The sequence below is a fragment of the Roseibium algicola genome, assembly GCF_001999245.1.
Classification (GTDB): Bacteria; Pseudomonadota; Alphaproteobacteria; order Rhizobiales; family Stappiaceae; genus Roseibium; species Roseibium algicola.
In genome coordinates, this window is the sequence record NZ_CP019630.1 from 4,448,217 (window position 1) to 4,468,103 (window position 19,887).

Annotated in this window: 19 protein-coding genes; 13 read left to right on the forward strand and 6 right to left on the reverse strand. The window is 53.8% G+C overall.

Annotation, left to right across the window (positions count from 1 at the left end):
• Positions 1 to 117: 117 nt before the first annotated feature.
• Positions 118 to 1,116, reverse strand: coding sequence for a TerC/Alx family metal homeostasis membrane protein (locus tag B0E33_RS20550; RefSeq protein ID WP_077292268.1), 999 nt, complete (start codon positions 1,114 to 1,116; stop codon positions 118 to 120).
• A 379-nt stretch (positions 1,117 to 1,495) separates the two neighbouring features.
• Here B0E33_RS20550 and B0E33_RS20555 point away from each other — a divergent pair, with 379 nt between their 5' ends.
• Positions 1,496 to 1,768 carry a hypothetical protein gene (locus B0E33_RS20555; RefSeq protein WP_156912453.1) on the forward strand — a complete coding sequence of 91 codons (273 nt, stop codon included), beginning with the start codon at positions 1,496 to 1,498 and terminating at the stop codon, positions 1,766 to 1,768.
• Between the two features lie 168 nt (positions 1,769 to 1,936).
• On the opposite strand, the gene B0E33_RS20560 is transcribed toward B0E33_RS20555, so the two are convergent.
• A complete protein-coding gene (locus tag B0E33_RS20560; RefSeq protein ID WP_077292270.1) occupies positions 1,937 to 2,959 on the reverse strand; it encodes a nucleotidyltransferase family protein in 1,023 nt (340 codons plus the stop codon).
• Between the two features lie 1,814 nt (positions 2,960 to 4,773).
• Between B0E33_RS20560 and B0E33_RS31645 the strand changes: the two genes are divergently transcribed.
• The 7 genes from B0E33_RS31645 (at position 4,774) to B0E33_RS20595 (ending at position 10,243) form a co-directional block, all read left to right on the forward strand.
• Positions 4,774 to 5,301, forward strand: a complete 528-nt coding sequence (locus B0E33_RS31645) for a 7-cyano-7-deazaguanine synthase (protein WP_369126933.1) — start codon at positions 4,774 to 4,776, stop codon at positions 5,299 to 5,301.
• Positions 5,295 to 6,266 carry a hypothetical protein gene (locus tag B0E33_RS20570; RefSeq protein ID WP_077292272.1) on the forward strand — a complete coding sequence of 324 codons (972 nt, stop codon included), beginning with the start codon at positions 5,295 to 5,297 and terminating at the stop codon, positions 6,264 to 6,266. Before B0E33_RS31645 ends, B0E33_RS20570 begins: the two co-directional genes overlap by 7 nt.
• Position 6,267: 1 nt before the next feature.
• Positions 6,268 to 7,209: a CBASS oligonucleotide cyclase gene (locus B0E33_RS20575; RefSeq protein WP_077292273.1), complete on the forward strand. Its 942-nt coding sequence runs from the start codon at positions 6,268 to 6,270 to the stop codon at positions 7,207 to 7,209.
• On the forward strand, positions 7,206 to 7,796 hold the full coding sequence (locus B0E33_RS20580) for a hypothetical protein (RefSeq protein ID WP_156912454.1): 591 nt from the start codon (positions 7,206 to 7,208) through the stop codon (positions 7,794 to 7,796). The genes B0E33_RS20575 and B0E33_RS20580 overlap by 4 nt, the downstream gene beginning before the upstream one ends.
• Entirely contained in the window at positions 7,789 to 8,430 is a 642-nt protein-coding gene (locus B0E33_RS20585) for a hypothetical protein (protein ID WP_077292275.1), read from the forward strand. Before B0E33_RS20580 ends, B0E33_RS20585 begins: the two co-directional genes overlap by 8 nt.
• Positions 8,431 to 8,802: 372 nt before the next feature.
• Positions 8,803 to 9,108 (forward strand): hypothetical protein, encoded by a 306-nt coding sequence (locus tag B0E33_RS20590; RefSeq protein WP_077292276.1) that lies wholly within the window; start codon positions 8,803 to 8,805, stop codon positions 9,106 to 9,108.
• 55 nt (positions 9,109 to 9,163) lie between these two features.
• Complete coding sequence (locus B0E33_RS20595) at positions 9,164 to 10,243, forward strand: GTP pyrophosphokinase (RefSeq protein ID WP_077292277.1); 1,080 nt, start codon at positions 9,164 to 9,166, stop codon at positions 10,241 to 10,243.
• A 653-nt stretch (positions 10,244 to 10,896) separates the two neighbouring features.
• Here B0E33_RS20595 and B0E33_RS20600 read toward each other — a convergent pair.
• The 3 genes from B0E33_RS20600 to B0E33_RS20610 all read right to left on the reverse strand — a co-directional run bounded on the left by B0E33_RS20600 (position 10,897) and on the right by B0E33_RS20610 (position 14,176).
• Positions 10,897 to 12,333: an NAD-dependent succinate-semialdehyde dehydrogenase gene (locus B0E33_RS20600; RefSeq protein WP_077292278.1), complete on the reverse strand. Its 1,437-nt coding sequence runs from the start codon at positions 12,331 to 12,333 to the stop codon at positions 10,897 to 10,899.
• Positions 12,334 to 12,429: 96 nt separating this feature from the next.
• A complete protein-coding gene (locus B0E33_RS20605; RefSeq protein WP_077292279.1) occupies positions 12,430 to 13,395 on the reverse strand; it encodes a LysR substrate-binding domain-containing protein in 966 nt (321 codons plus the stop codon).
• A 10-nt stretch (positions 13,396 to 13,405) separates the two neighbouring features.
• Entirely contained in the window at positions 13,406 to 14,176 is a 771-nt protein-coding gene (locus B0E33_RS20610; RefSeq protein WP_077293497.1) for an aspartate dehydrogenase, read from the reverse strand.
• A 143-nt stretch (positions 14,177 to 14,319) separates the two neighbouring features.
• Between B0E33_RS20610 and B0E33_RS20615 the strand changes: the two genes are divergently transcribed.
• The 5 genes from B0E33_RS20615 to B0E33_RS20635 all read left to right on the forward strand — a co-directional run bounded on the left by B0E33_RS20615 (position 14,320) and on the right by B0E33_RS20635 (position 18,834).
• On the forward strand, positions 14,320 to 15,273 hold the full coding sequence (locus B0E33_RS20615; RefSeq protein WP_077292280.1) for a dihydrodipicolinate synthase family protein: 954 nt from the start codon (positions 14,320 to 14,322) through the stop codon (positions 15,271 to 15,273).
• A gap of 147 nt (positions 15,274 to 15,420) precedes the next feature.
• Entirely contained in the window at positions 15,421 to 15,963 is a 543-nt protein-coding gene (locus tag B0E33_RS20620; RefSeq protein WP_062487951.1) for a 3-hydroxyanthranilate 3,4-dioxygenase, read from the forward strand.
• Positions 15,964 to 15,990: 27 nt separating this feature from the next.
• Complete coding sequence (locus tag B0E33_RS20625) at positions 15,991 to 16,968, forward strand: TRAP transporter substrate-binding protein (RefSeq protein ID WP_077292281.1); 978 nt, start codon at positions 15,991 to 15,993, stop codon at positions 16,966 to 16,968.
• A 64-nt stretch (positions 16,969 to 17,032) separates the two neighbouring features.
• Positions 17,033 to 17,572 carry a TRAP transporter small permease gene (locus B0E33_RS20630; RefSeq protein WP_077293499.1) on the forward strand — a complete coding sequence of 180 codons (540 nt, stop codon included), beginning with the start codon at positions 17,033 to 17,035 and terminating at the stop codon, positions 17,570 to 17,572.
• Positions 17,569 to 18,834, forward strand: coding sequence for a TRAP transporter large permease (locus tag B0E33_RS20635; RefSeq protein ID WP_077292282.1), 1,266 nt, complete (start codon positions 17,569 to 17,571; stop codon positions 18,832 to 18,834). The genes B0E33_RS20630 and B0E33_RS20635 overlap by 4 nt, the downstream gene beginning before the upstream one ends.
• 66 nt (positions 18,835 to 18,900) lie before the next feature.
• Here B0E33_RS20635 and B0E33_RS20640 read toward each other — a convergent pair whose 3' ends face one another.
• Complete coding sequence (locus B0E33_RS20640; RefSeq protein WP_062487959.1) at positions 18,901 to 19,779, reverse strand: M48 family metalloprotease; 879 nt, start codon at positions 19,777 to 19,779, stop codon at positions 18,901 to 18,903.
• Between the last annotated feature and the right edge of the window lie 108 nt (positions 19,780 to 19,887).

Genomic DNA, 19,887 nt, shown 5'->3' on the forward strand with positions numbered 1-19,887 from the left:
GCGGAGCATGGGGAAGCCGCTTTTCCGGCCGCGTTGCGGTTCATCCTTGACTGGTCGGGGGCGGAGCCCCTTCAAATAAGTCAATGACTGGCGCAGCCAGGCGGATGCCTTTGGGGCTTATTTAATCAATCTCGTGGGTCGCGGATTTGTAGCGCTCATTGGAGAACATTCCGGTGGTCGCTGTGAAAACAACGAGAGCAAAATCCCACCGGTGATTAGCAGCACCGTGATCACCAGCGATAAAGCTGGTGGAAATTTCTCCAGAGGGAATAATTCAGCGAGGAAAACCTTGCTGCCGATGAACACCAGAACCAGCGACAGCGCATATTTCAGATAGGTGAACCGAGCGATGAGAACCACAAGTACGAAATACAGCGCTCGAAGCCCAAGAACTGCAAAAATGTTGGGTGTGTAGACAATGTAAGGATCAGCCGTAATCGAGAAAATCGCCGGAATAGAGTCAATTGCAAAAATGAGGTCGGCGGTTTCGACCATGAAGAGCGTCAACAGCAATGGTGTTGCAAGAAGTCTCGATCCGGAGCGGATGAAAAACCGGTATCCGTGGAGACAGGACGAAAGTGGCAACCATCTACGTAACAGCCGCAGAACTGGGTTGTCGGCGACTTCAAATTGATGATCACCGTTCAAGAGCATCTTGACGCCAGTGAATATGAGAAACACTGCGAAGATGTACAAAACCCAATCGAAGTGGGAGATGATTACCGTACCTGCGCCAATCATCACACCGCGCAAGACAATTACCCCCACAATCCCCCAGATCAGGACCTTGTGCTGATAAGCTCTTGGTATCGCGAAGTAGCTGAAGATAAGGGCAATGACGAACACATTGTCCAATGACAGGGTCTTTTCGACGACATAGCCTGTCAGGTAGAGCATCGCGGCGTGAGCGCCGAGTATCTGCCAGATCCAAAGGCTGAACAGCAGTCCCAGGCTGATGTACAACGCGGAAAGAAGCAGGCTTTCTCTAAAACCAATCTCATGTGGACGGCGGTGTAGAACGCCCAAATCGAAAACGAGCAGACCTAGCATGAGTGCAAGGAATGTTCCCCACATCCATATCGGTTCCCCCATCACTTCCGTCAGCAACAGGTTCATGATTTTAGTTCCACCAGCGCCAATAACTGACACCGAGCACGGAAAAGGGCTGGATAGTCGTGCAGGGTGCGCTCAAATCGCGCTGAAAGGACGTGGGACGGATAATACGGCTTTGCAAGTGGCTAATTGAGAAAAACCTCTGCACTGGGCGCTAACCTACTTCCGTAAAAAACAAATAAACAGAGAAAAACTTGCTCTCCCAAATAAAGTCAAATGTTTGACCGCAGATGATGCTGAAACTATTTTTTTAGTCTAATGGAAGCGTGGCCTGGAGCGAATTATCTGAAAGCTCAGACGGTCAGTGACTGTTCGAATGCTGAACTTTAGCGAAGTAGGAAATCCTTCTCGCTAGATTTCAGATATCTCCTGGATGGTAATCATGTCCTCTCAAATTGAAGACAATGAAGGTGAGCAACCGAAACGGTTGATCACCTTTGGCACTATGTTTGGCTTTGTGTCTGCAGTCGTTCTGGTAGACACGCTACTCCTCACCTTCGCGTTCCTAATTCTATGGGCGTTGGCTGGGTATTTCAGGCTTTCGTTGGTCCCTTTTACCATTCTCAATGCGTTGATCTTGATACCGACAGCCTGGGCCTGTGCACGGGTTGGTATTCTGGCGTTCGAGGCCGAAACGGATCCGGCAAACAACTGAAGCTCCACCATACGCCATCGATCTGATGCTCGGGTCTTCTGATCCTACCTGCACAAGGAGGTGCCGTGCCAAATCCGTCAAAGAAACGTCGGCAATTCGTTCGTTGGCACAACTGCCTTCGGCCACGTGATTACCGGCGTTCCGGGATCGAACCTGCAAGTGTACGACTCATTGAATTGACTGAAGCAATTTGGCTGTGGTTGGCATTCGCTGCAGACTCGCGAAGATCCTCGTTCTCCACGCTGAACCGGATTCAATCGCCAGCTGGTACGCTTCGACCAGATCGTCGGGTCTGGTTTCGCTCAAGGCTTCGATCAGGAATGCCGCCTGCGCGCGGTCCTTGTGTGCTTTGAGCGCGTCAGGTCCGCCTTGTCTTCGGTCAGCGACAATCAGCTTGTGAACTGCAAAGCGTTCCGGCTTCGGGATTTGCACCAACACTCCAGATCTATACAGAAAGGGTACTCGAATTGGGTCGGCAATCAGGTAATTGAGAAAATGCAGACTTTGAGCGTTGACCCCTAGGGCTGGAAGATCGCGGATGCCTTCGTCTTCTTCAAATGAAGGCGTCAGGAATTCCACCAACGTCTGGCGATTTGACTGCCGCCAACGCCAGGTCTTGCCGCTCTCAAGCGTTGGCAATGGATCGAAGTGGAGTTCGGAAAACACCTCTTGCAACGGCGGTTCGACTGTATCAGCGAGAGCCAGGGACAAGCGCTCAAAACTCGCGATGTCGATATCGTCTGTTGTTGCCGATTGATCGAAACCAATCCGGACGCCAAGCTCTCCTTCATAACAGCGAAAGGCATGCGTGCCGACGATCGTACCTCCCAGCCGAAAGACACCGGCTTTCGCCATTGCCGAGACAACCTGACCGGATCCTACATCCGCGAACAGATACCCTTCGGCCCGCAGCACACGCATCAACCTGGCTCGCTCGAGATCTGCCTGCTTGGCGGCATCTGCGATTTCAGTTTGCCGATTCAATCGGTTGCGCAGCTCGGAGGTGTCTTCTCCGATGTAACGATCGACCGTTTTGTTCCCAAGTCGGTAGTGATCATACCAATAGGTTTTTGCGCCGACAGTTTTGGATCGAGGCACTCCTCGGAGGTCCGAAACAGCACGGTCAATCAAAGATCGTCGCAGGTCAGTCCAAGCTGCAATACCGATTGCGCTATGATAGCTCACGGACATATTTACCCCACATAATTTTTTCTGTGGGGTAAGTGTACCATCTTTGGTACCCCACAAAATATTTTTTGTGGGGTATTGTTCAGAAACTGTTTCAGAATGAAAAAGCAGCGTGCTCGATTGTCAGGCGAATATCTTAAGAGCACGCTGCAGTTCTAGTGCACATTATCAAAGGTGCTCAGAAATATTACCGTAACTTTTCGAAAGTATAAATTTGTCAAAATTACAAATTTTATTTCTAAATGTGAAAGATGGTCGTATTGGCCGCACTGTTGACGCGATTCAGCTAATAACGCATCAGCCTGCCGAAAGCTGATACGGCCAATACAGACACAAAGCGGAGTTTGTAGAGGTCTCCTTATGCGGACATCAAAGGACAAGTTTGGTGTTCGCTAGGCTCGGGCGGTCCTGACTACCACATAAGGACCGCCTGAGCTGCTAACAGGATCTGTTTTACGATCCGTCGACTTGGTTGTACATCTTTTATTCTGTCAATCTAGGCGAGTTTTCCACAGCGCTAAATTGTTGCTTAAAGCCTAGTTAAACCTCCCGCTGCGGCGGGTCTTGCGTTGAGCCGAAGGCGAATAAGTTAGCAAAATGAACGAGTTCGTGAATTTCTGCGTCCAGAAAGTGCCTCACTTTCTCTATCTTGCCCTCTTACTCATTTCCCAGAAAGTACGCAAAACTCCGCAGTTGTCCTAAAGAATATCCGAAGTTGTCGCCACATATCAAAATACGTTGGATATTGTACGAAGTTGTAGTCACTCATCCAAACAAGTCATTGAATTAAATGGGTTTTGACAACAGGCGTCGAGAATTCTCTAATTTTCTAGTGGTGCAGAGAGTTTTCGGGAGAAGCGTTTAATTCTGCGGCAATCAGTAAAAATGAAACATTAAGGACAATATTATTCCAGATTTATCAAAAAATATAAGAGTACACCATTTTGAAGACGTCGGAGAAATGAGGATTTTTAAGGGGCGCTCGCTGATTTTCCCGCGCTTTGCTGTACCATTTTTCGTATGGCGACAAGACTGGTTTGGAGCCGAGAGCCGACGGTCGGGTTTTGGAATTTTGCGTCCTTAGTCCGACATTCGTTAGGACAATTTCTGTAGTAACTTTCGGCCCAAAGCTGCCATTGGACCTGTGCTCAGTCAATAGCGGCAACGCGCCCCAATTCGGCCGTCCAGATCGTACGGGCCAATTATCAAAAGCTGCCATTCCCTGGACTCCGATCGAAACGCTGGAATTTGATCGAACGGTCCTTTTCCAAATAACGCTTCGAATGATGAGCGCGCAGCTAGCGGCAGAGGCTTCGAATTCTTCATAGGAAGCCCCGATAATGGCAGGATCTGGAAGATCATCTCAGTGAAGTCTGAGTTAGTATTTCAAAACCTGTTAAATATGTGATCCTAAAGTACAAGTAGTGAACGTAATTTCTGATTGACTGTCGCTACGAAAATTCGTTGGCTGCGCGATCTTAAGCAATTTCTACCTCTCAAAGCCAGTATGTCCTCAAGGGCAACGTCCGTACCCACAGGCGTACACAATCACAAAGGATGCTATCGCACTTCTGTCCATGGGCCGTCACAATTGACGACGAGCTACAGGCGTGCGGACACCGAAATGTCATCCTGTTTTTGCCGATGACTGGCTTCAGCTTAACCTTCAGTTCGGCATTCCAATAGATGCCTATCGCGGCAACTTCTGGCTACTTTATTGCCTTAATTCAAGATTTACGCGAAATTGTTATTCGAAGGTTAGATGCAATTGGGGAGGCGACATGGAATCAGGCAGGCAAGGCCAAGCCACAGTCCTGATGAGCGGAGGACTGGACTCATCGGCCTGTGCGCATTTCCTTTCTAAACAGGGTGTGCAAGTCCGAGGATTGTTTATCAATTATGGCCAGGCAGCGCTGCAAGCAGAAACAGCGGCTAGTAGGGCTATGGCAGACTTCTTATCCATTCCTATAGATGTATGCGAGGTGTCGAACGGTCAGTTATTTGGCGCAGGCGAACTGATTGGACGAAATGCTATGCTGATCTTTTCGGCTCTATTTCTTTCCCGCGGCTGCTCCGACTTACTCGCTCTAGGCCTACATGCCGGAACCCCGTATTACGACTGTTCGGACAGATTCATCAACTCAGCATCGCATCTGGTGAGCGAGATAACCGACAATAGAACGGTATTGGCGACCCCATTTCTCACCTGGACGAAGCAAGAGGTTGTTTCGTACTTTTGCGAAGCAGGACTTCCAACAGAGCTGTCCTACAGCTGTGAATTAGGCCTTAGTCCCGTTTGCGGTCGGTGCGCATCCTGTTTGGATAGGGAGGCGCTATTATGTTAGCGCGCAGACGTTCTCTTCGACTTAACGGGCAAGAGGTTGAACGCACCCCTTTGCTGGTGCCTTCGTTCTCCAGCAAAGGCTTTCCGGACGTATCCAAGATCATTGAATACAGCACCGAGATGATCGAAGGTTCTATGCTTGTCAGCGCCTACGATCTCCACTACGAAAAGATAAAGCCTCCTTTCGACTTCGCATCCTTATTGTTTCTCGACAGTGGCGGATATGAAGCGTCCAAGGATGCTGAGTTGTCGGACTATGGCGACAAAGAACACATCCCCCAAGAATGGTCGCAAGAAATGCACGAGGCTGTGCTTGCGGGTTGGGCGCCAAGTATTCCAAGCATAATTATCAGCTACGACCACCCAAAAGAAAAACTGCCGATCAGAGAGCAAATCCGGCGGGCAGAGAACATGGCACCGGGCCGAACAGACGTGATGCGGGAGATATTGCTGAAGCCTGAGACTGAAACCCAAACATTAATTAGGCTCGAATCCATAATAGAAAACATTCATGGTTTTGCCAATTTTTCGGCCATAGGGGTTACGGAGAAAGAGATTGGCAATTCGGTATTAACGCGAATGCAGAACATTGCCAGATTTCGCTTGGCGCTCGACAAGGCTGGCATCGAAGTCCCCCTGCACATATTTGGGAGCCTTGATACTGTAACGACACCACTTTATTTTCTCGCCGGCGCTGACATATTCGACGGGCTTACCTGGCTTAGATTTGCGTTTCATCAGGGGCAGACGCTCTACAAGCAAAACTATGGCGCATTGCATCTCGGTGTCAAAACACCAGCCCACGTCATCGACGGCCGCTGTTGGAATAGCAACTACTATTACATTACGGATCTCGAGTTGGAGATGCGGCGTTTTCTGAATGAAGGCGATTTCGCGTCCTTTAGGTACCATGGCGAACAATTCCGCGCGGCACTGGAAAGTGTGCGAGAAGCGGTAGGAGGGTAAAATGGCTGGCAGCGGCGGCGGCGGAGCGTTCGTACATCGAACTCCAGAAGAACTCCGCGACCTAGTGCGCAAGTCGGAAGAAAAAACAACCGTTGCGGCCTTTGAGGCTGAACTCTCACGAATGCTTGGTGAGTTACTTGGCGAATTCAACTCGCGCGACGCACCAACCGTCAGTGCTCGTCTACTGCAGATCAAGTCCGCAATGAAAGGAGCAATTTATGGGTCATTTGACCAATTATTCGGCGGTTCAGTGGCCAAGCACACCTACGTGGATGGTCTAAGCGATATCGACTCGCTACTCTTAATCAACGAATCCGATCTGGAAGGAAAAAGCCCTCAGTTGGCATTGGATCGAATGGCGAAAATCATTCAGGCGGATCTAAACGGAGAAGCCACCGTTGGGTACGGCCGCATGGCGGTAACCGTGACGTATCACGATGGCATGGTTATCCAGTTGCTACCTGCACTCAAGTCGCCAGATGGACAACTGCTTGTGCCTTCATCACGTCGCGAAGCATGGTCCAAGATCAACCCGACTGCTTTTCAAGAGGCTTTAACTCGACGCAATCAGGAATGTAGTGGCAAACTCGTGCCTGTTATCAAGCTTGCTAAAGCAATCAATGGGCAGTTACCTGAGGCGCAGCAACTTAGTGGATATCATATGGAGAGTCTCGGGATTGCAGCCTTCAAGAATTACAAGGAAGCAATGACGACATCTGCCATGTTACCCCATTTTTTTGAGAGAGCTCGTGAGCTCGTCATGTCACCCATTACCGATAGCACAGGTCAATCCGTCCACGTCGACGAGTATTTAGGCCCCACCAACAGCCAGCTTCGTGTAGCGGCGAGCCATGTTTTGAGCAGAATTGCTCGCCGTATGCGCAACGCGACAGCTGCGGGTTCAACATCTCAATGGCGCGCCATTTTCGGCATTGACTCATGAGTGCAGAAAACGGTTCTGTGCAGGAACTCAAGCGAATTAGGCGTGTCTCAGACATGCTTTGCACAGGCCATGCAGGATTAAGGGACAAATATGCTCGCTGGGCACTCGCACTGGATTTGGCAATCCTTGGCTCCTCCACGTGGCTGACAGGGCTTGCGTTCGTTGCACCTTCGATCAACCTTTCATTGACGCCATTCAATCTTGCACCAGAGCTCTGGACTGGACTGCTGTCTGTAACGACGCTGTTCTTGGCAATTGTTCAGCTGAAGAGCGACTGGAAAGCACGTTCGGACGCTCACCGACACACGTTTGATATCTATGCAGAAGTCAAACGAGAGGCAGGATATCTCCTTGCATCAGACGAATTCGATGAGCAGGGGTACCGACGGATTTTGGCACGATATGACATGGCTTCCGCCGTTGGCCTGGCTTTGCCAGAGAAGCTCTTTCTGCATCAGAAGCGCCAGCATCTGCTAAAAATCGCGATCAGTAAGCATCTCGATCACCGTCCCGGCGCTTCGATACTTTTAACACGCGTTCGATTTTGGATACAAGATAGCTTTGGAAAGAACGATCCGAATGTCTGATGTTACGGGTGCGCTGCAGATTTACGGCAATGCGATCAAATACATGCGTGAATCAGGTCTAGAATCTGAAATCGATTGGCAAAGAACTGCGTGTCCCGAAGTTCTGACTGAATCTGCCTTTCTTCGCGAAACCGCCTGGGTGATCCTATGCTCAGGGTTTCGTGAAGCAGTCGTTCGTCAAATCTTCGACTATGTCTCATTGTGCTTTTGCGACTGGGAATCAGCCGAGGCCATTGTTGAATCATCTACGGCGTGCGTGCTTTCAGCAAAATCCGCGTTCCGAAACGAGTCGAAACTCAATGCAGTTGTAAATGTTGCGAGAATTGTTGAACGCTTAGGTTTCGAACAGTTGAAATCCGATATCTTACATGAGCCAATCAGAACCCTTCGTCAATTTCCATTCATCGGACCCGTGACAGTTTGGCATCTAGCAAAGAATTTCGGCTTCAACTTGGCTAAACCTGACCGACACTTGATCCGCATAGCTCAACACTTCGGCTTTGAAAATCCACATGCTTTTTGTTCAGCCATCGCAGAAGTGCGGGGTGATCCTGTCAAAGTGGTAGATCTCGTCATTTGGCGTTTCTTAGCAGACCATCCTCGCGAGAAGGCGGTGGCTTTAGTGGCTCGGTAACGACGCCGTTTCTCTCGAAAATTCTATCTAATAGCAAGTGTCAAACTCTTTGGTTGCGCAATCCGATCAACGGTGTCGTGTATATGCATCTGGGATAGTGGATATGATTTTACGTTAAGCCGGACCGGGAGTGGGATTGCGAACGGGAGACGCTCATCGCCTATCTTGGGGTCAATGAATGGTTTGCGCCAAGTTGGACATTTGCGGGTTTGAGCAAGCTTCCAAAATGCAGACATTCTCAAGGTCGACCAACCTCAAAATCACGAAAGCTTTGTGGCAACTTGCCGCGCCCTTGTCTATTTAGAGAATTGACAATTTATGCGGCTCAACCTTTATTTGCTGATACTAAATACACTACCAAAGGAGGAGCGGATGGAAAACGCGATGGCGGATCCGCTTGAGGCGCAGACTCGCGGCGACGGCGTGCGCACTTGGCAAATATTCATGACAACTGGCGAAAAGATCGAATTCTCTGGGGGATGGAATATGTCTGCGGGAAGCTACATTCCGGCTACTTTCCTTAGCGACGTCGAAACATTTCATCGAACGGGACAGAAACCGAATTACCCAACAAATGTTCACTATCTATTTCCCAAATCCAATAAAGATTCGACGATTGCAGCGAGTTTGAGCGTCGATATCGGACAGATATTGGCAGTAGTTATGCTGCCTCATTAAAGGATTTGGCGAAAAAATTTGGCCAGATATTGTGCGATAATGTTTGTAGGCAGATATGTCCGAATACTCCGATAAACTGAGAGCCAGCTATGAAGCCGCTCGAGGCATTTATGAGCAGTTCACTCGGCGAAACGAGGCATTGCTGCGTGAAGTACTAGCTGAGGGCGAAGATTTCTACGCAATAGAGGCGCGGACAAAAGATTTGGCTAGCTTTGAGACCAAGGTCGATCAGCCGGAGAAGGAGCAGAAATACAAGGACTTCACCGAGATCACTGACCTCAGTGGCCTTCGGATAATTTGCTATTTAGAAGAAGATGTCGACCGCGTCTGCGCTCGGCTTGCCGAACTTTATGAGATTGATATCCAGCACTCAGTTAACAAGAATGATCAACTAGATCCAAACCAATTCGGCTACCGATCTCGGCACTTTGTGGTCCGTTTCACTGAGGAGCGCGGATCTTTGATGGAAAATGCCAAGTTTAATGGACTCAAGGCCGAGATCCAAGTGCGGACTATCCTTCAACACGCTTGGGCCGCTATTGATTGGAAACTGCGATACAAGAATCCCGCTGATGTTCCGCAGCAACTCAGACGGAGAGTGTTTAGAGTAAGCGCCCTTCTGGAGCTGGTTGACGATGAGTTCTCTTCTCTTTCCACATCGGTAGCGGAAGTTCGCAAGGAGTACGGACGTAAGGTCGATGCAGGTGACCTCACCATTGCCGTTGATCGGGAGTCTGTCGATATCTTCATCGAAAAGGATGCCGACCTAGAAGCTCTAGTCAAGCAGGCCGAGAACGTCGGTTTCGCGATTGCGCCCAACCACCCTAACGCCCGCGACCCCTATGGCGGACTCACTTCGACCGCGTCACGCGCAGGGATCGCGACTATCGACGAAATCAAAGCGAAGATCGCAGATGTAGTCGAACGGCGGGATGAGACACTAAGTAAGGTCGTTGCTGCGTGGAAGGCGCCTGACCATCCTCCACGCCTCGTCATGTCCAAAGCCGGGCTAGCACGACTAGCAATTGTACTTTCGGTGGGCACGGAACAGGCGATACGTCTGATCGAGGAGATGCCGTTCGGCGAGAAACTCCAGGGAGCCTTGATGAAACTGCTCAAGGATAACCTTTCCTAATCTTCCTCAACTGTCAGAAATTGCGCACCACATCTATCTTGATACTCACAGGTCAGCAATCGACTTTTGTTGCACATCCAAGATCAATGCCGAGAACCGTTGTGTCCATCGGGCCGCTCCTTCTGTTTCACCAACTCGGTGCAACAACCCGGTACGGAGCCGGACGAACTTGCGGCCCAGAAGGCGAAGGAGAAGTCTCCGCCGCGACGCTCAACGTTCGTGGAAATCCGCTGCAAGGGCGGACGTTTGATTGTCGGCTTTCTACACAATTTCGATTATAATCTGCCAGTCCGCAAACGGCCCCGTTTCAGACATTTGTTCCGTCCGCAGCAAAAGTCCGCTTCCCGCCCTCAATAGACCTACGCTCGTCCCCTATCTAACGGCACTTTGCAAACCAGTCCGAAATCCTGCGAATGTCTAAAAAAGGGGCTGCAAAGATGACGACTGCTCTTCCCGACTGGCTCACCCATCACAGTGAAGTCGTCGAGACCGGAGACGAGAACTGGCGATTCAAAGGACCTGAAAGCTAAATCACTGCTGGCCCGATGCTGCGTTAGATCGAGTCTACGCAGCATCGGGCCAGTTCTTCAAAGACATGGCATCAATATTCGAAGCCAAAAAGAGGTAACATTCGGTCCCGGAAGACCTTACCGTCAAACGATCGACATGCTGTGCGACACGGTTTTGACGATCATGTAGTTCTCCAGTCCCTCGGTGCCGCCTTCGCGGCCGGTTCCGCTGGACTTCACGCCGCCGAACGGGGTTTCCGGAAGGGAGGCCTCCAGTGTGTTGATCGACAGGTTGCCAGCTTCCACCTCATCCGTCATCCGATCGATATAGTCGGCCCGGTTGGTGAAGCCGTAAGCGGCAAGACCGTAAGGTACCGAGTTTGCCCGGGCGATCGCTTCGTCGAGAGAGCCGACAGGGTTGATCACCGCCAGGGGACCAAAGGGCTCTTCCTGCATGACCCGAGCATCGTCGGGCACATTGGCAAGCACTGTCGGCTTCAGGAAGTAGCCGGGACCTTCAATGGGCGAACCGCCCACGCAAAGTTCAGCGCCCTTGGCGCAGGCGTCTTCGATCAGGTCCATGAGTGCGGGTACCCGGCGTTCGTTGGCCAGAGGTCCCATTTCAGTGTCTTGAGCCATGCCATTGCCGACCTTGGTCGCCGCAGCGCGCCCACTGAAGGTTTCCAGGAAGGGCGCGAAAATGCTTTCATGCACAAAGAACCGCGTTGGGGAGGTGCAGACTTGCCCGGCGTTGCGGTACTTGCGCACCGCGCCACTGATTGCGGCTCTTTCAACATCCGTATCCTCGCAGACGATGACCGGTGCATGACCACCCAATTCCATTAACGCGCGCGTGTCGTTTTGTGCGGCCAACCCGGACAGATGCCGCCCAACGGTTGTGGAACCGGTAAAGGCAACAAGCCGCACCGCTTCCTGCCGGATGAGGTGACCGGAAATCTCGGCAGGTGTCCCGAAGACCAGGTTCAGCACGCCCTTGGGTAGTCCCGCGTCGTGAAAGGCGCGGGCAATATGGAGGGCGCCGGCCGGGGTTTCCTCGGCTGCCTTGAGGATGATCGAACAGCCGGCAGCAAGTGCGCCGGCCACCTTGCGCGCTGGCTGGCTCATGGGAAAGTTCCAGGGAGCCAGCCCGAGCGTCACACCGATCGGCTGGTGATGCACCAGGTAACGCACGCCGGGCGCCGAAGGGATGACACGTCCGTAGCTACGGACGGCTTCTCCGGCGTCCCATTCGAAGAACTCACAGCCCCGAATGACCTCCAGACGCGCCTGAGCCAGCGGTTTGCCGTGTTCGGCGGTGATGGCCCGGGCGATCTCTTCCTGTCGTTCGCGCAACAGGGCCGAAGCCTTCAAAATGATGTCGGCACGCTCGCGCGGGGCCGTGCGGCACCAGACTCGGAACCCGGTTTCCGCCGCTTCAAGCGCATCGTCGAGATCGGAAATGCGCGCATGCGGAAGACGACCGATTTCCTCTTCGGTCGCCGGGTTTACAACCGTCAGATCGTCACGCGTTTTCCGCCACTCTCCGCCGATATAAAGGCGCAGGTCCGGGTAGATGCTCATGTTGTCCTCGCAATCAGTGTGTTGCGGTCAACGTGTCACGCGCCAGCTCCGGCTCTCAAGTGAATTGAACTGATACTGATATCCGTTTGCCTGATATCAGATTAGGGTCTGACCATATCTCATCTGCGTTGCGGCTTGCCGCAGCGCGGTCAGGAATGCGGCCCCAGCGGGTGACAGGCTCTGCTCGCCGCGGTGCGACACCCCCACCGGTCCCGCCCCGAAGGGTACGGTCCAGTCGACCTGCGTGAGGAGCCCGCGTTCAATATCGAGCGAGGCGACATGCGCAGGCATCAGCCCGACGAAGTCATGGCTGCGCAATAGCGAGCGATTGGCCAGATAGGAAACGGACTCGATGGCGACCACCGGCACAAATTGGTCCTGCTTGACGAAATACTGGTCGGTTTGGCGGCGAAGCGTTGTTTCGACCGGCGGCAGGATCCAGCCGAAAGGCATGAGCTGTTCGAATGTCGCCGAGCGTGCCTTCGTCAGCGGGTGTTGGGGGCCGACAATTGCCAGAACGCGTTCATCGAAAAACTTCTCCTGGACGATTTTTGCACGGTGCCGCCGGCTGGGAAGACGCCCGACAACCATGTCGATCTCGCCGGACAAAAGAGCCGGCATCAGGACCTCGTTGGTGCCTTCCACGATCTTGATCGCAACCTTCGGACGGTCTTTCAGAAGCGTCTCGATCGCCGCAGGCAGTAGGGCAGGGGACGCGGCAAGCAACGTGCCCACAACAACCCGGCCGCTGTTGCCCTCGTTCAGGTCGTCCAGTTCCTGTGCGGCGTTCGATACCTGCGCAAAGATCAGCTTGCCGTGACGGATCAGAGTCGCGCCGAAGACCGTAGGCACCACACCGCGATTGGTGCGTTCGAACAGCTTGACCTCGAAGTCGAGTTCCAGATCCTGGATCATCTTTGTGGCGGCAGGTTGCGAAATGCCGAGATCCTGCGCTGCGTTCTGGATGCTGCCCTGCTGGCCGACAGCAATCAGAAGCCTGAGCTGACGCAGTTTCAGGCGGGTCAGCGCACGGTCGACGATACGGGTATGCCGGGTAACCAAATGCGATACCTCAGATCACGATAGCTGATTGTTGGCGCTCGATGGCGGCAACGACGCTCATCGCCGCAAGGGCGGAGCTGCGCGGATTGTCCGGGAGCGCACGTCCCTCTATGTGGAACGTGAAACTGCCGAATGCGCCGGAGGCCTTAACCTCGTGGATGTTTGCCGCTATGCCGGGATCGGCGATCAGCCGAACTTTCGTCGCTTCAAAACCTGCCCCGGCCAGCGCCACGGCGGCGGCGACATTGGCGTTCTTCGGGTAAAGGGTCGCTGCCTGCCGTGCGCTGCCCTCGAAATGTGTAGCTGCCTGGTCGAGCGTGTCCAGGTCCAGCCGGTCTTCTGCCGGCGAACCCTTCCAACTCTGTGGAGGTTTTCGGCCTGTATAGGTAACCTCTGACAGCCCGCCAACCTGCGCAGCCCGCAGGCAGTCGAGAGCTCCTATCGATCCGCTTGCCAGACGAAGCCGGGCACCGCCCCGCTCGGCTGCCGAATTCAATCGGCTGTAAAGATCGGTGTCGGCCAGCGCTCCAAGGGAAACCGTGACGAGGTCGATGCCCCGCTCGAGGATGGCCGGTCCGTGTTCTGCCAGGGCCGCGTGACCCGCGCAATCGATCATCACATCGACATCACCGGGCAATTCGTTCACGTGCAGGACACGCAAGAGGCCGTCGTTGTCCTTGCCGACAGGCGGTTCGGACCTGACAAGTACCGCATGCGTCGCATTCAGACTGGTGCAGACATAGCGCGCGATAGCGCCTTCGCCAATGATCCCGATTTTCATGGTTCCCTTCATGCGGGCTTAGTTATCCGAATTTCAGGGAGGTTTGATATACAATTTTTTGATAGCCATATCCGTGCAATCTGTTGGCGCTTCCGTTTTGTCCCGGGCCTTTATACGGCCGAAGATTAACGGGAGCACACCCAGTGGACTATGCAAAACACGAAGCAAAGGCACATGCCCGCGAGACGATGCGCGGCATCTGGGCGGCTGCTTTGAATCCTTTCGACAAAGACCTGGCATTCGATGAGGCCGGGCTGCGCCGCAACATCCGCCACTGGATCGACGACCTGGGCATCAGAGGCCTTTTCATCGCCGGCAAGCAAGGCGAGTTCTGGTCGATGTCGCTGGAAGAGCGCAAGCACAATATGAGCGTTGCGGTGGACGAATGCGCCGGCAAGGCCGGAACAATCATGTCGATCTCCGACCAGAACGTCGGCACTGTGCTGGAGCTTGGGCGTCATGCCGAAGCTTGCGGTGCCGATTACGTTGTGGTTCACGCGCCGATGCTCAGCTTCTGCCACGACCGGGGCGAGGTTCTGTACAATTACTACAAGTATCTGTGCGACAGGCTCGATATCGGCATCGCCATGTGGAGCCACCCTGACAGCGGCTACCTGATGGAGCCTGAAACCTGCGCGCGGATCGCCGAACTGCCCAATATCATGGCAATTAAATATTCCGTCCCGCGTGAGATGTATGCACGACTGACCCGGATGGTCGGCGACAGGATACTGGTTTCGACATCCGCTGAAGAAGACTGGCTCGACAATATCGAGGAGCTGGGATGGCAGCTTTACCTCTGCTCGTCTCCCCCCTACCAGATCCAGACCCGGAACGACCGCCGGATGCACGAATACACCGAACTAGCCTTTGCCGGAAAATTCGACGCGGCCCGGCGGGTCCGCGACAGCCTGGCGCCGGTGCGCGAGGCAATCCGCAAGACGAAGCCAGGTGGCAAACCAACTGCGCACGGCAAATACTGGCAAGAGCTTCTCGGCCAGGTCGGCGGCCGGGTCCGCCATCCCATGCTGGAACTGACGGAGACAGAAAAGGCCTCGGTCTGCGCCGCGTTCGAGGATTGTGGCCTGCATCTGTGATGCGGCCAGCGGCCGGAAAGTCGGTCAGGTTCAGGGCGTCCGGGTATCACGAATCCGGATATCCAATTTCCCGGAAACAAATGTTTCTTTGCTTCAATGTCACCTAGGCTGAGCCATGCCGAGGTGAGGTTTATTCGAGAGGTGGCTATGTCCAGATTGAGTGCATTCAACTTCAAGCAATGGATCGACGAGCATCGCCATCTGCTGAAACCGCCAGTTGGAAACCAGCAGATCTGGGAAAATGCAGACCTGATGGTGACCGTCGTCGGCGGACCCAACAAGCGCACTGACTATCACGACGATCCAGTGGAAGAGTTCTTCTATCAGCTCGAAGGCGACATGGTGCTGAAGATCTACGATGGCAAGGAATTCTACGATGTGCCGATCCGCGAAGGCGAGATCTTCCTGTTGCCACCGCACGTTCGCCATTCACCGCAAAGGCCACAGGAAGGTTCGATTGGCCTCGTGGTCGAGCCCAAACGCCAAACCGGAGAGCTCGACGCCATCGAATGGTATTGCTTCGACTGCGGAACGCGCGTGCATCGCGCAGAGATGCAGCTGGAATCGATCGTGAGAGACCTGCCTCCGGTTTACGAGAGTTTTTATGCGTCCGAGGAAGCACGCACGTGCCCGAACTGCGGAACGGTGCATCCGGGTAAGGAACCGCCCGAGGGCTGGGTGCAGCTCTGAGCGTTCTCAGTGTAAAGGGAGGAAAACATGAAACTTATCGCCAAGATGCTTGCAGGTGCCGCGATCGCGTCGGCCTTTGTTATGCCCGCCACTGCAAAAGACTTCCGCATCGGCCTGATAACACCGCCGCCGCATATCTGGACCAAGGCCGCTGAAGCCTTCGGCGCGGAACTGGCGGAGAAAAGCGGCGGAACCCACAGTCTGACGGTCTTTCCAGCCCGTCAGCTTGGAAACGAGGCGGAGATGCTGCAGCAGTTGCAGACCGGTGCTCTCGACATGGCCTTTATGACCGTGGCCGAAGTCTCCAATCGCGCGCCGGACCTAGGGGCATTCTATGCGCCTTATCTGGCAAACGACGTGGCTCATGCCGGGCGCATCCTGCGATCGGATACGGCAAGGAGTCTGCTTGACCAGCTTCCCGCCACCGTTGGCGTGGTCGGGACCGGTTACGGCATGGCCGGTCTGCGCCAGATTGTCAGTCGGGGCAAAGTGACCTCCGCGGCCGATCTTGCTGGGCTAAAACTCCGGATCACACCGTTCGAACCGATACTCGATTTCTACAATGCCTTGGGCGCGGCGCCGACGCCCATGCCGCTGCCTTCGGTCTATGATGCGCTCGCCAATGGTCAGGTGGACGCGATCGATATGGACGCGGAACTGATCTGGGTCCTGAAATACTACGAGAATGCCGACACAATCGTGCAATCGGATCACATGATGTTCCCGATGGTCGGTCTTGTTTCGGCCAAGGTCTGGGCAGGTCTGCCGGAAGATGACCGGGCGCTGATCGGGCAGCTCATGTCGCAGCACGTGGACAGCACCATCGACAGTTACATCGGCAAGGAACAAGGGTGGCTGGACCAGATCGCTGGTACCGGCAAGACCTACACCAAGGTTGGTCCGGAGTTTTTCGGCGATGCGGTGGACCAGTGGAATGCAATCTGGGTCGAAAAATCCTCTGCACTGAATGACCTGCGTACCGTTTCTGCGGAAACGGCGAACTGACCTGTTCGAACAGGAAACCGTGGCGCGCGAGATCCCGTGCCGCGGTTTCTTATTGGAGGGCTTCATGTTGATGCGTATCTCGTCGGCCTGGGCGCGGATTGAAATTGCCCTTGCCGCATGTCTGGCCGTTTCCGTGACGCTGCTCATCCTTCTCAATGTTGTTACCCGCAGCCTCGGCTCGGCCCTGTACTGGGTCGATGAGCTGGCGATCTACGCGATGGCATGGATGACCTTCCTGGGCGCTTCGGCTGCGATCCATTTCGGCCATTCCGTTGCCATCACCGTTCTGACCGACGCTTTACCGGCCGGAGCCAGGCGGGTCGTGGCAATCCTTGTCGATGTCATCGTTCTGGTGTTCGCGCTTTTCATGCTCTGGTTCTGCTGGCGCTGGTTCGGCCTTTATATGCTGGGGCAGCAAGGGTTTGATGTGCTGGCCTTTCAGGCAAAAACCTTCAATTTCATCTATGCAGAACCGACGACCACCCTTGGTATTGGCAAGGTGTGGGTCTGGAGCGTGATGTGGCTGTTTGCCTTCGGCGCGACACTCCACGGCCTGGCCAATTTGTTCTCCCGCCCTGGAGCTGTAACGGAACCTGCGCAATGACGCCGCTCATCTTCATCGTCAATCTGCTACTCGCGGTTCCGGTCGCCCTGGTCCTTGCGCTGACGGCGATCTGGTACATCTGGGAATCCGGTAACACCATTCTTTACGACAGCTTCGCTCAGAAGATGTTCTCAGGAATTGAGAACTACGGGCTTCTCGCCATCCCGCTTTTCATGCTGACCGGCGAAATGATGAACGAAGGCGGTATGACGCGGCGCCTGATCAATGCAGCCCGGATCTTTGTCGGCGGTTTTCGCGGTGGGCTTGCCTATATCAACCTGCTGGCCAACATGTTCATGGCAGCGATCATCGGTTCGGCCACTGCACAGATCGCGGTGATGGCGCGCGCCATGACGCCGGAAATGGAAAAAGAGGGCTACGACAAGGGTTTTGCCGCAGCCACCACGGCGGCAGGCGGTCTGCTTGCCCCCGTCATTCCGCCGTCGATGATGTTCGTAATCTTCGGCGTTCTGGCACAGATCCCCATCGGCGACATGTTTCTGGCAGGTGTCGTGCCGGGACTGATGCTGGCGGTTTCCTTCGCGTTGGTTATCGCGGCAGTCGGTTTCCTGCGTGGCTTTCCAAGAGGAGCCTGGTACACGGGCCGCGAGGCCGTATCCGCTCTGCTCTTTTGTCTGCCGGCAGCCCTCATTCCGCTTGCGATTATTGGCGGCATTCTTTTCGGCATTGCGACACCTACGGAATCCGCGGCCATTGCCTCACTCATTGCGTTTTTGGTCGGCTGGCTCGTCTACCGCGAATTGAAGCCGTCCACTCTCTTTGCAATGTTCAGGCGTACCGCGGTCAGTGCCTCGATGATCATTTTCATGATCGCCGCCGCCAACGTGTTCGGTTGGGTGATTATCTACGAAGCACTGCCGCAGAAACTTGCCAGCCTTATTACTTCGCTCACTGCCGATCCGTTTGTGTTCCTATTGATCGTCAACGTGGTCCTGCTAGGCGTTGGCATGGTGATCGACGGCATCGCCGCGGTTATTCTGATTACCCCGATCCTGCTGCCCATTGCGATGAACAACTATGAGATCAGCCCTTACCAGTTCGGTGTCGTGATCTGCCTGAACCTCGTCCTCGGGCTGCTGACGCCTCCTGTTGGTGTGGGCCTATATATTGCATCGACGATGAGTGGCACCTCACCGGGTCGTATCCTGCGCGCACTCTGGCCATTCCTGCTGGCGGTCGCGGTGGTTTTGATCCTACTCAGCCGCTTTCCATCGCTCTCCACCATGCTCATCCAGACATGAGCCTGATGGGGCTTTGGTCCTTCGGGCTGTAGCCGCGTCACGTGAGAGCTGACTGGTTGCGCATCTTCAGGACACCCGTTTTGAGACCTCTTCATGGCGAAGTTCCGCCGGAGGGTGGGAACGCATTAGCCACGTACTGAATGTGTCGTTCTTTCTTTCGCCCAATTCCGAGAAGTCATCCAGGATCTCAGAAATCCCAACGCCATCCATAAGCCGGGCCGCAAAGCGGTCGGCTTCGTATTCGGTTAGCCTGGATACCGAGCTGTTGAGCATTTGGGCAGCGTTGGCCGGAATGCGCAAAATCGCCGTGATGGCGGTGAAGAGGAACCCGATGAAAGGAATTCGGTTGAGCGTGCCGTTTGCCAAACCAATACCAAGGTTGACCGGCAGATTGAGATAATGGAGGAACATCAGGATCCGGGTATCCCAATTACACAGGTGTCCAATTTCGTGAGCGGCTATTCCGGCAAGGCGCTCGATGCCAGATGGTGTGTCTCCGTATTTCAGCAGCAGCCCCTTCGTAAAGCAGATCCGATTATGGGCGTAGGCAAAGGCATTGAGTTCACCGCAATCCTGTACTCGCCAAACGATCCTGGGAAATTTGATCTCGGAGACAGACGATCTTTCCTGCAGGACTGCCTCAACTTTGCTGATCAGGTCCATTTCCCTTTGAGAAGGGCGCCTTGTAGCGAAGGTGATATCGAAAGCGCCTGCACCGACTGACGGTACTTTGGCAACAAAGACTGCCGGCAGAAGCGCTAGTCCAAGCGCCAGGACAAAAACCTGCCAGTCCTGAAGAGGGATGTCGCCAACTAAGATCGAGTACGGCAACGACAGTATGTTGAAAGAGAGCATAACCAGGCAGAATGCCGAGGCTGCTGCGGCGATCAGAGCGACGGAACGGACTAGTTCAATAGCTGCAATCCTTGTGATGATTTTTAACATGAGTATTCCGGACTTATGAAAACGAACTGCTACTTTTAAGTGCATTTTTCAACAATTCACCAAAAAGAAGATGGCTGAGCAATTCGAGTTCCCGCCTGCCTGCGCCAA

Coding starts and splice junctions, on each gene's coding strand:
- B0E33_RS20550 (WP_077292268.1), bottom strand. CDS start 1,116: ATGAACCTGTTGCTGACGGAAGTGATGGGGGAACCGATATGGATGTGG.
- B0E33_RS20555 (WP_156912453.1), top strand. CDS start 1,496: ATGTCCTCTCAAATTGAAGACAATGAAGGTGAGCAACCGAAACGGTTG.
- B0E33_RS20560 (WP_077292270.1), bottom strand. CDS start 2,959: ATGTCCGTGAGCTATCATAGCGCAATCGGTATTGCAGCTTGGACTGAC.
- B0E33_RS31645 (WP_369126933.1), top strand. CDS start 4,774: ATGAGCGGAGGACTGGACTCATCGGCCTGTGCGCATTTCCTTTCTAAA.
- B0E33_RS20570 (WP_077292272.1), top strand. CDS start 5,295: ATGTTAGCGCGCAGACGTTCTCTTCGACTTAACGGGCAAGAGGTTGAA.
- B0E33_RS20575 (WP_077292273.1), top strand. CDS start 6,268: ATGGCTGGCAGCGGCGGCGGCGGAGCGTTCGTACATCGAACTCCAGAA.
- B0E33_RS20580 (WP_156912454.1), top strand. CDS start 7,206: ATGAGTGCAGAAAACGGTTCTGTGCAGGAACTCAAGCGAATTAGGCGT.
- B0E33_RS20585 (WP_077292275.1), top strand. CDS start 7,789: ATGTCTGATGTTACGGGTGCGCTGCAGATTTACGGCAATGCGATCAAA.
- B0E33_RS20590 (WP_077292276.1), top strand. CDS start 8,803: ATGGAAAACGCGATGGCGGATCCGCTTGAGGCGCAGACTCGCGGCGAC.
- B0E33_RS20595 (WP_077292277.1), top strand. CDS start 9,164: ATGTCCGAATACTCCGATAAACTGAGAGCCAGCTATGAAGCCGCTCGA.
- B0E33_RS20600 (WP_077292278.1), bottom strand. CDS start 12,333: ATGAGCATCTACCCGGACCTGCGCCTTTATATCGGCGGAGAGTGGCGG.
- B0E33_RS20610 (WP_077293497.1), bottom strand. CDS start 14,176: ATGAAAATCGGGATCATTGGCGAAGGCGCTATCGCGCGCTATGTCTGC.
- B0E33_RS20620 (WP_062487951.1), top strand. CDS start 15,421: ATGTCCAGATTGAGTGCATTCAACTTCAAGCAATGGATCGACGAGCAT.
- B0E33_RS20625 (WP_077292281.1), top strand. CDS start 15,991: ATGAAACTTATCGCCAAGATGCTTGCAGGTGCCGCGATCGCGTCGGCC.
- B0E33_RS20630 (WP_077293499.1), top strand. CDS start 17,033: ATGTTGATGCGTATCTCGTCGGCCTGGGCGCGGATTGAAATTGCCCTT.
- B0E33_RS20635 (WP_077292282.1), top strand. CDS start 17,569: ATGACGCCGCTCATCTTCATCGTCAATCTGCTACTCGCGGTTCCGGTC.
- B0E33_RS20640 (WP_062487959.1), bottom strand. CDS start 19,779: ATGTTAAAAATCATCACAAGGATTGCAGCTATTGAACTAGTCCGTTCC.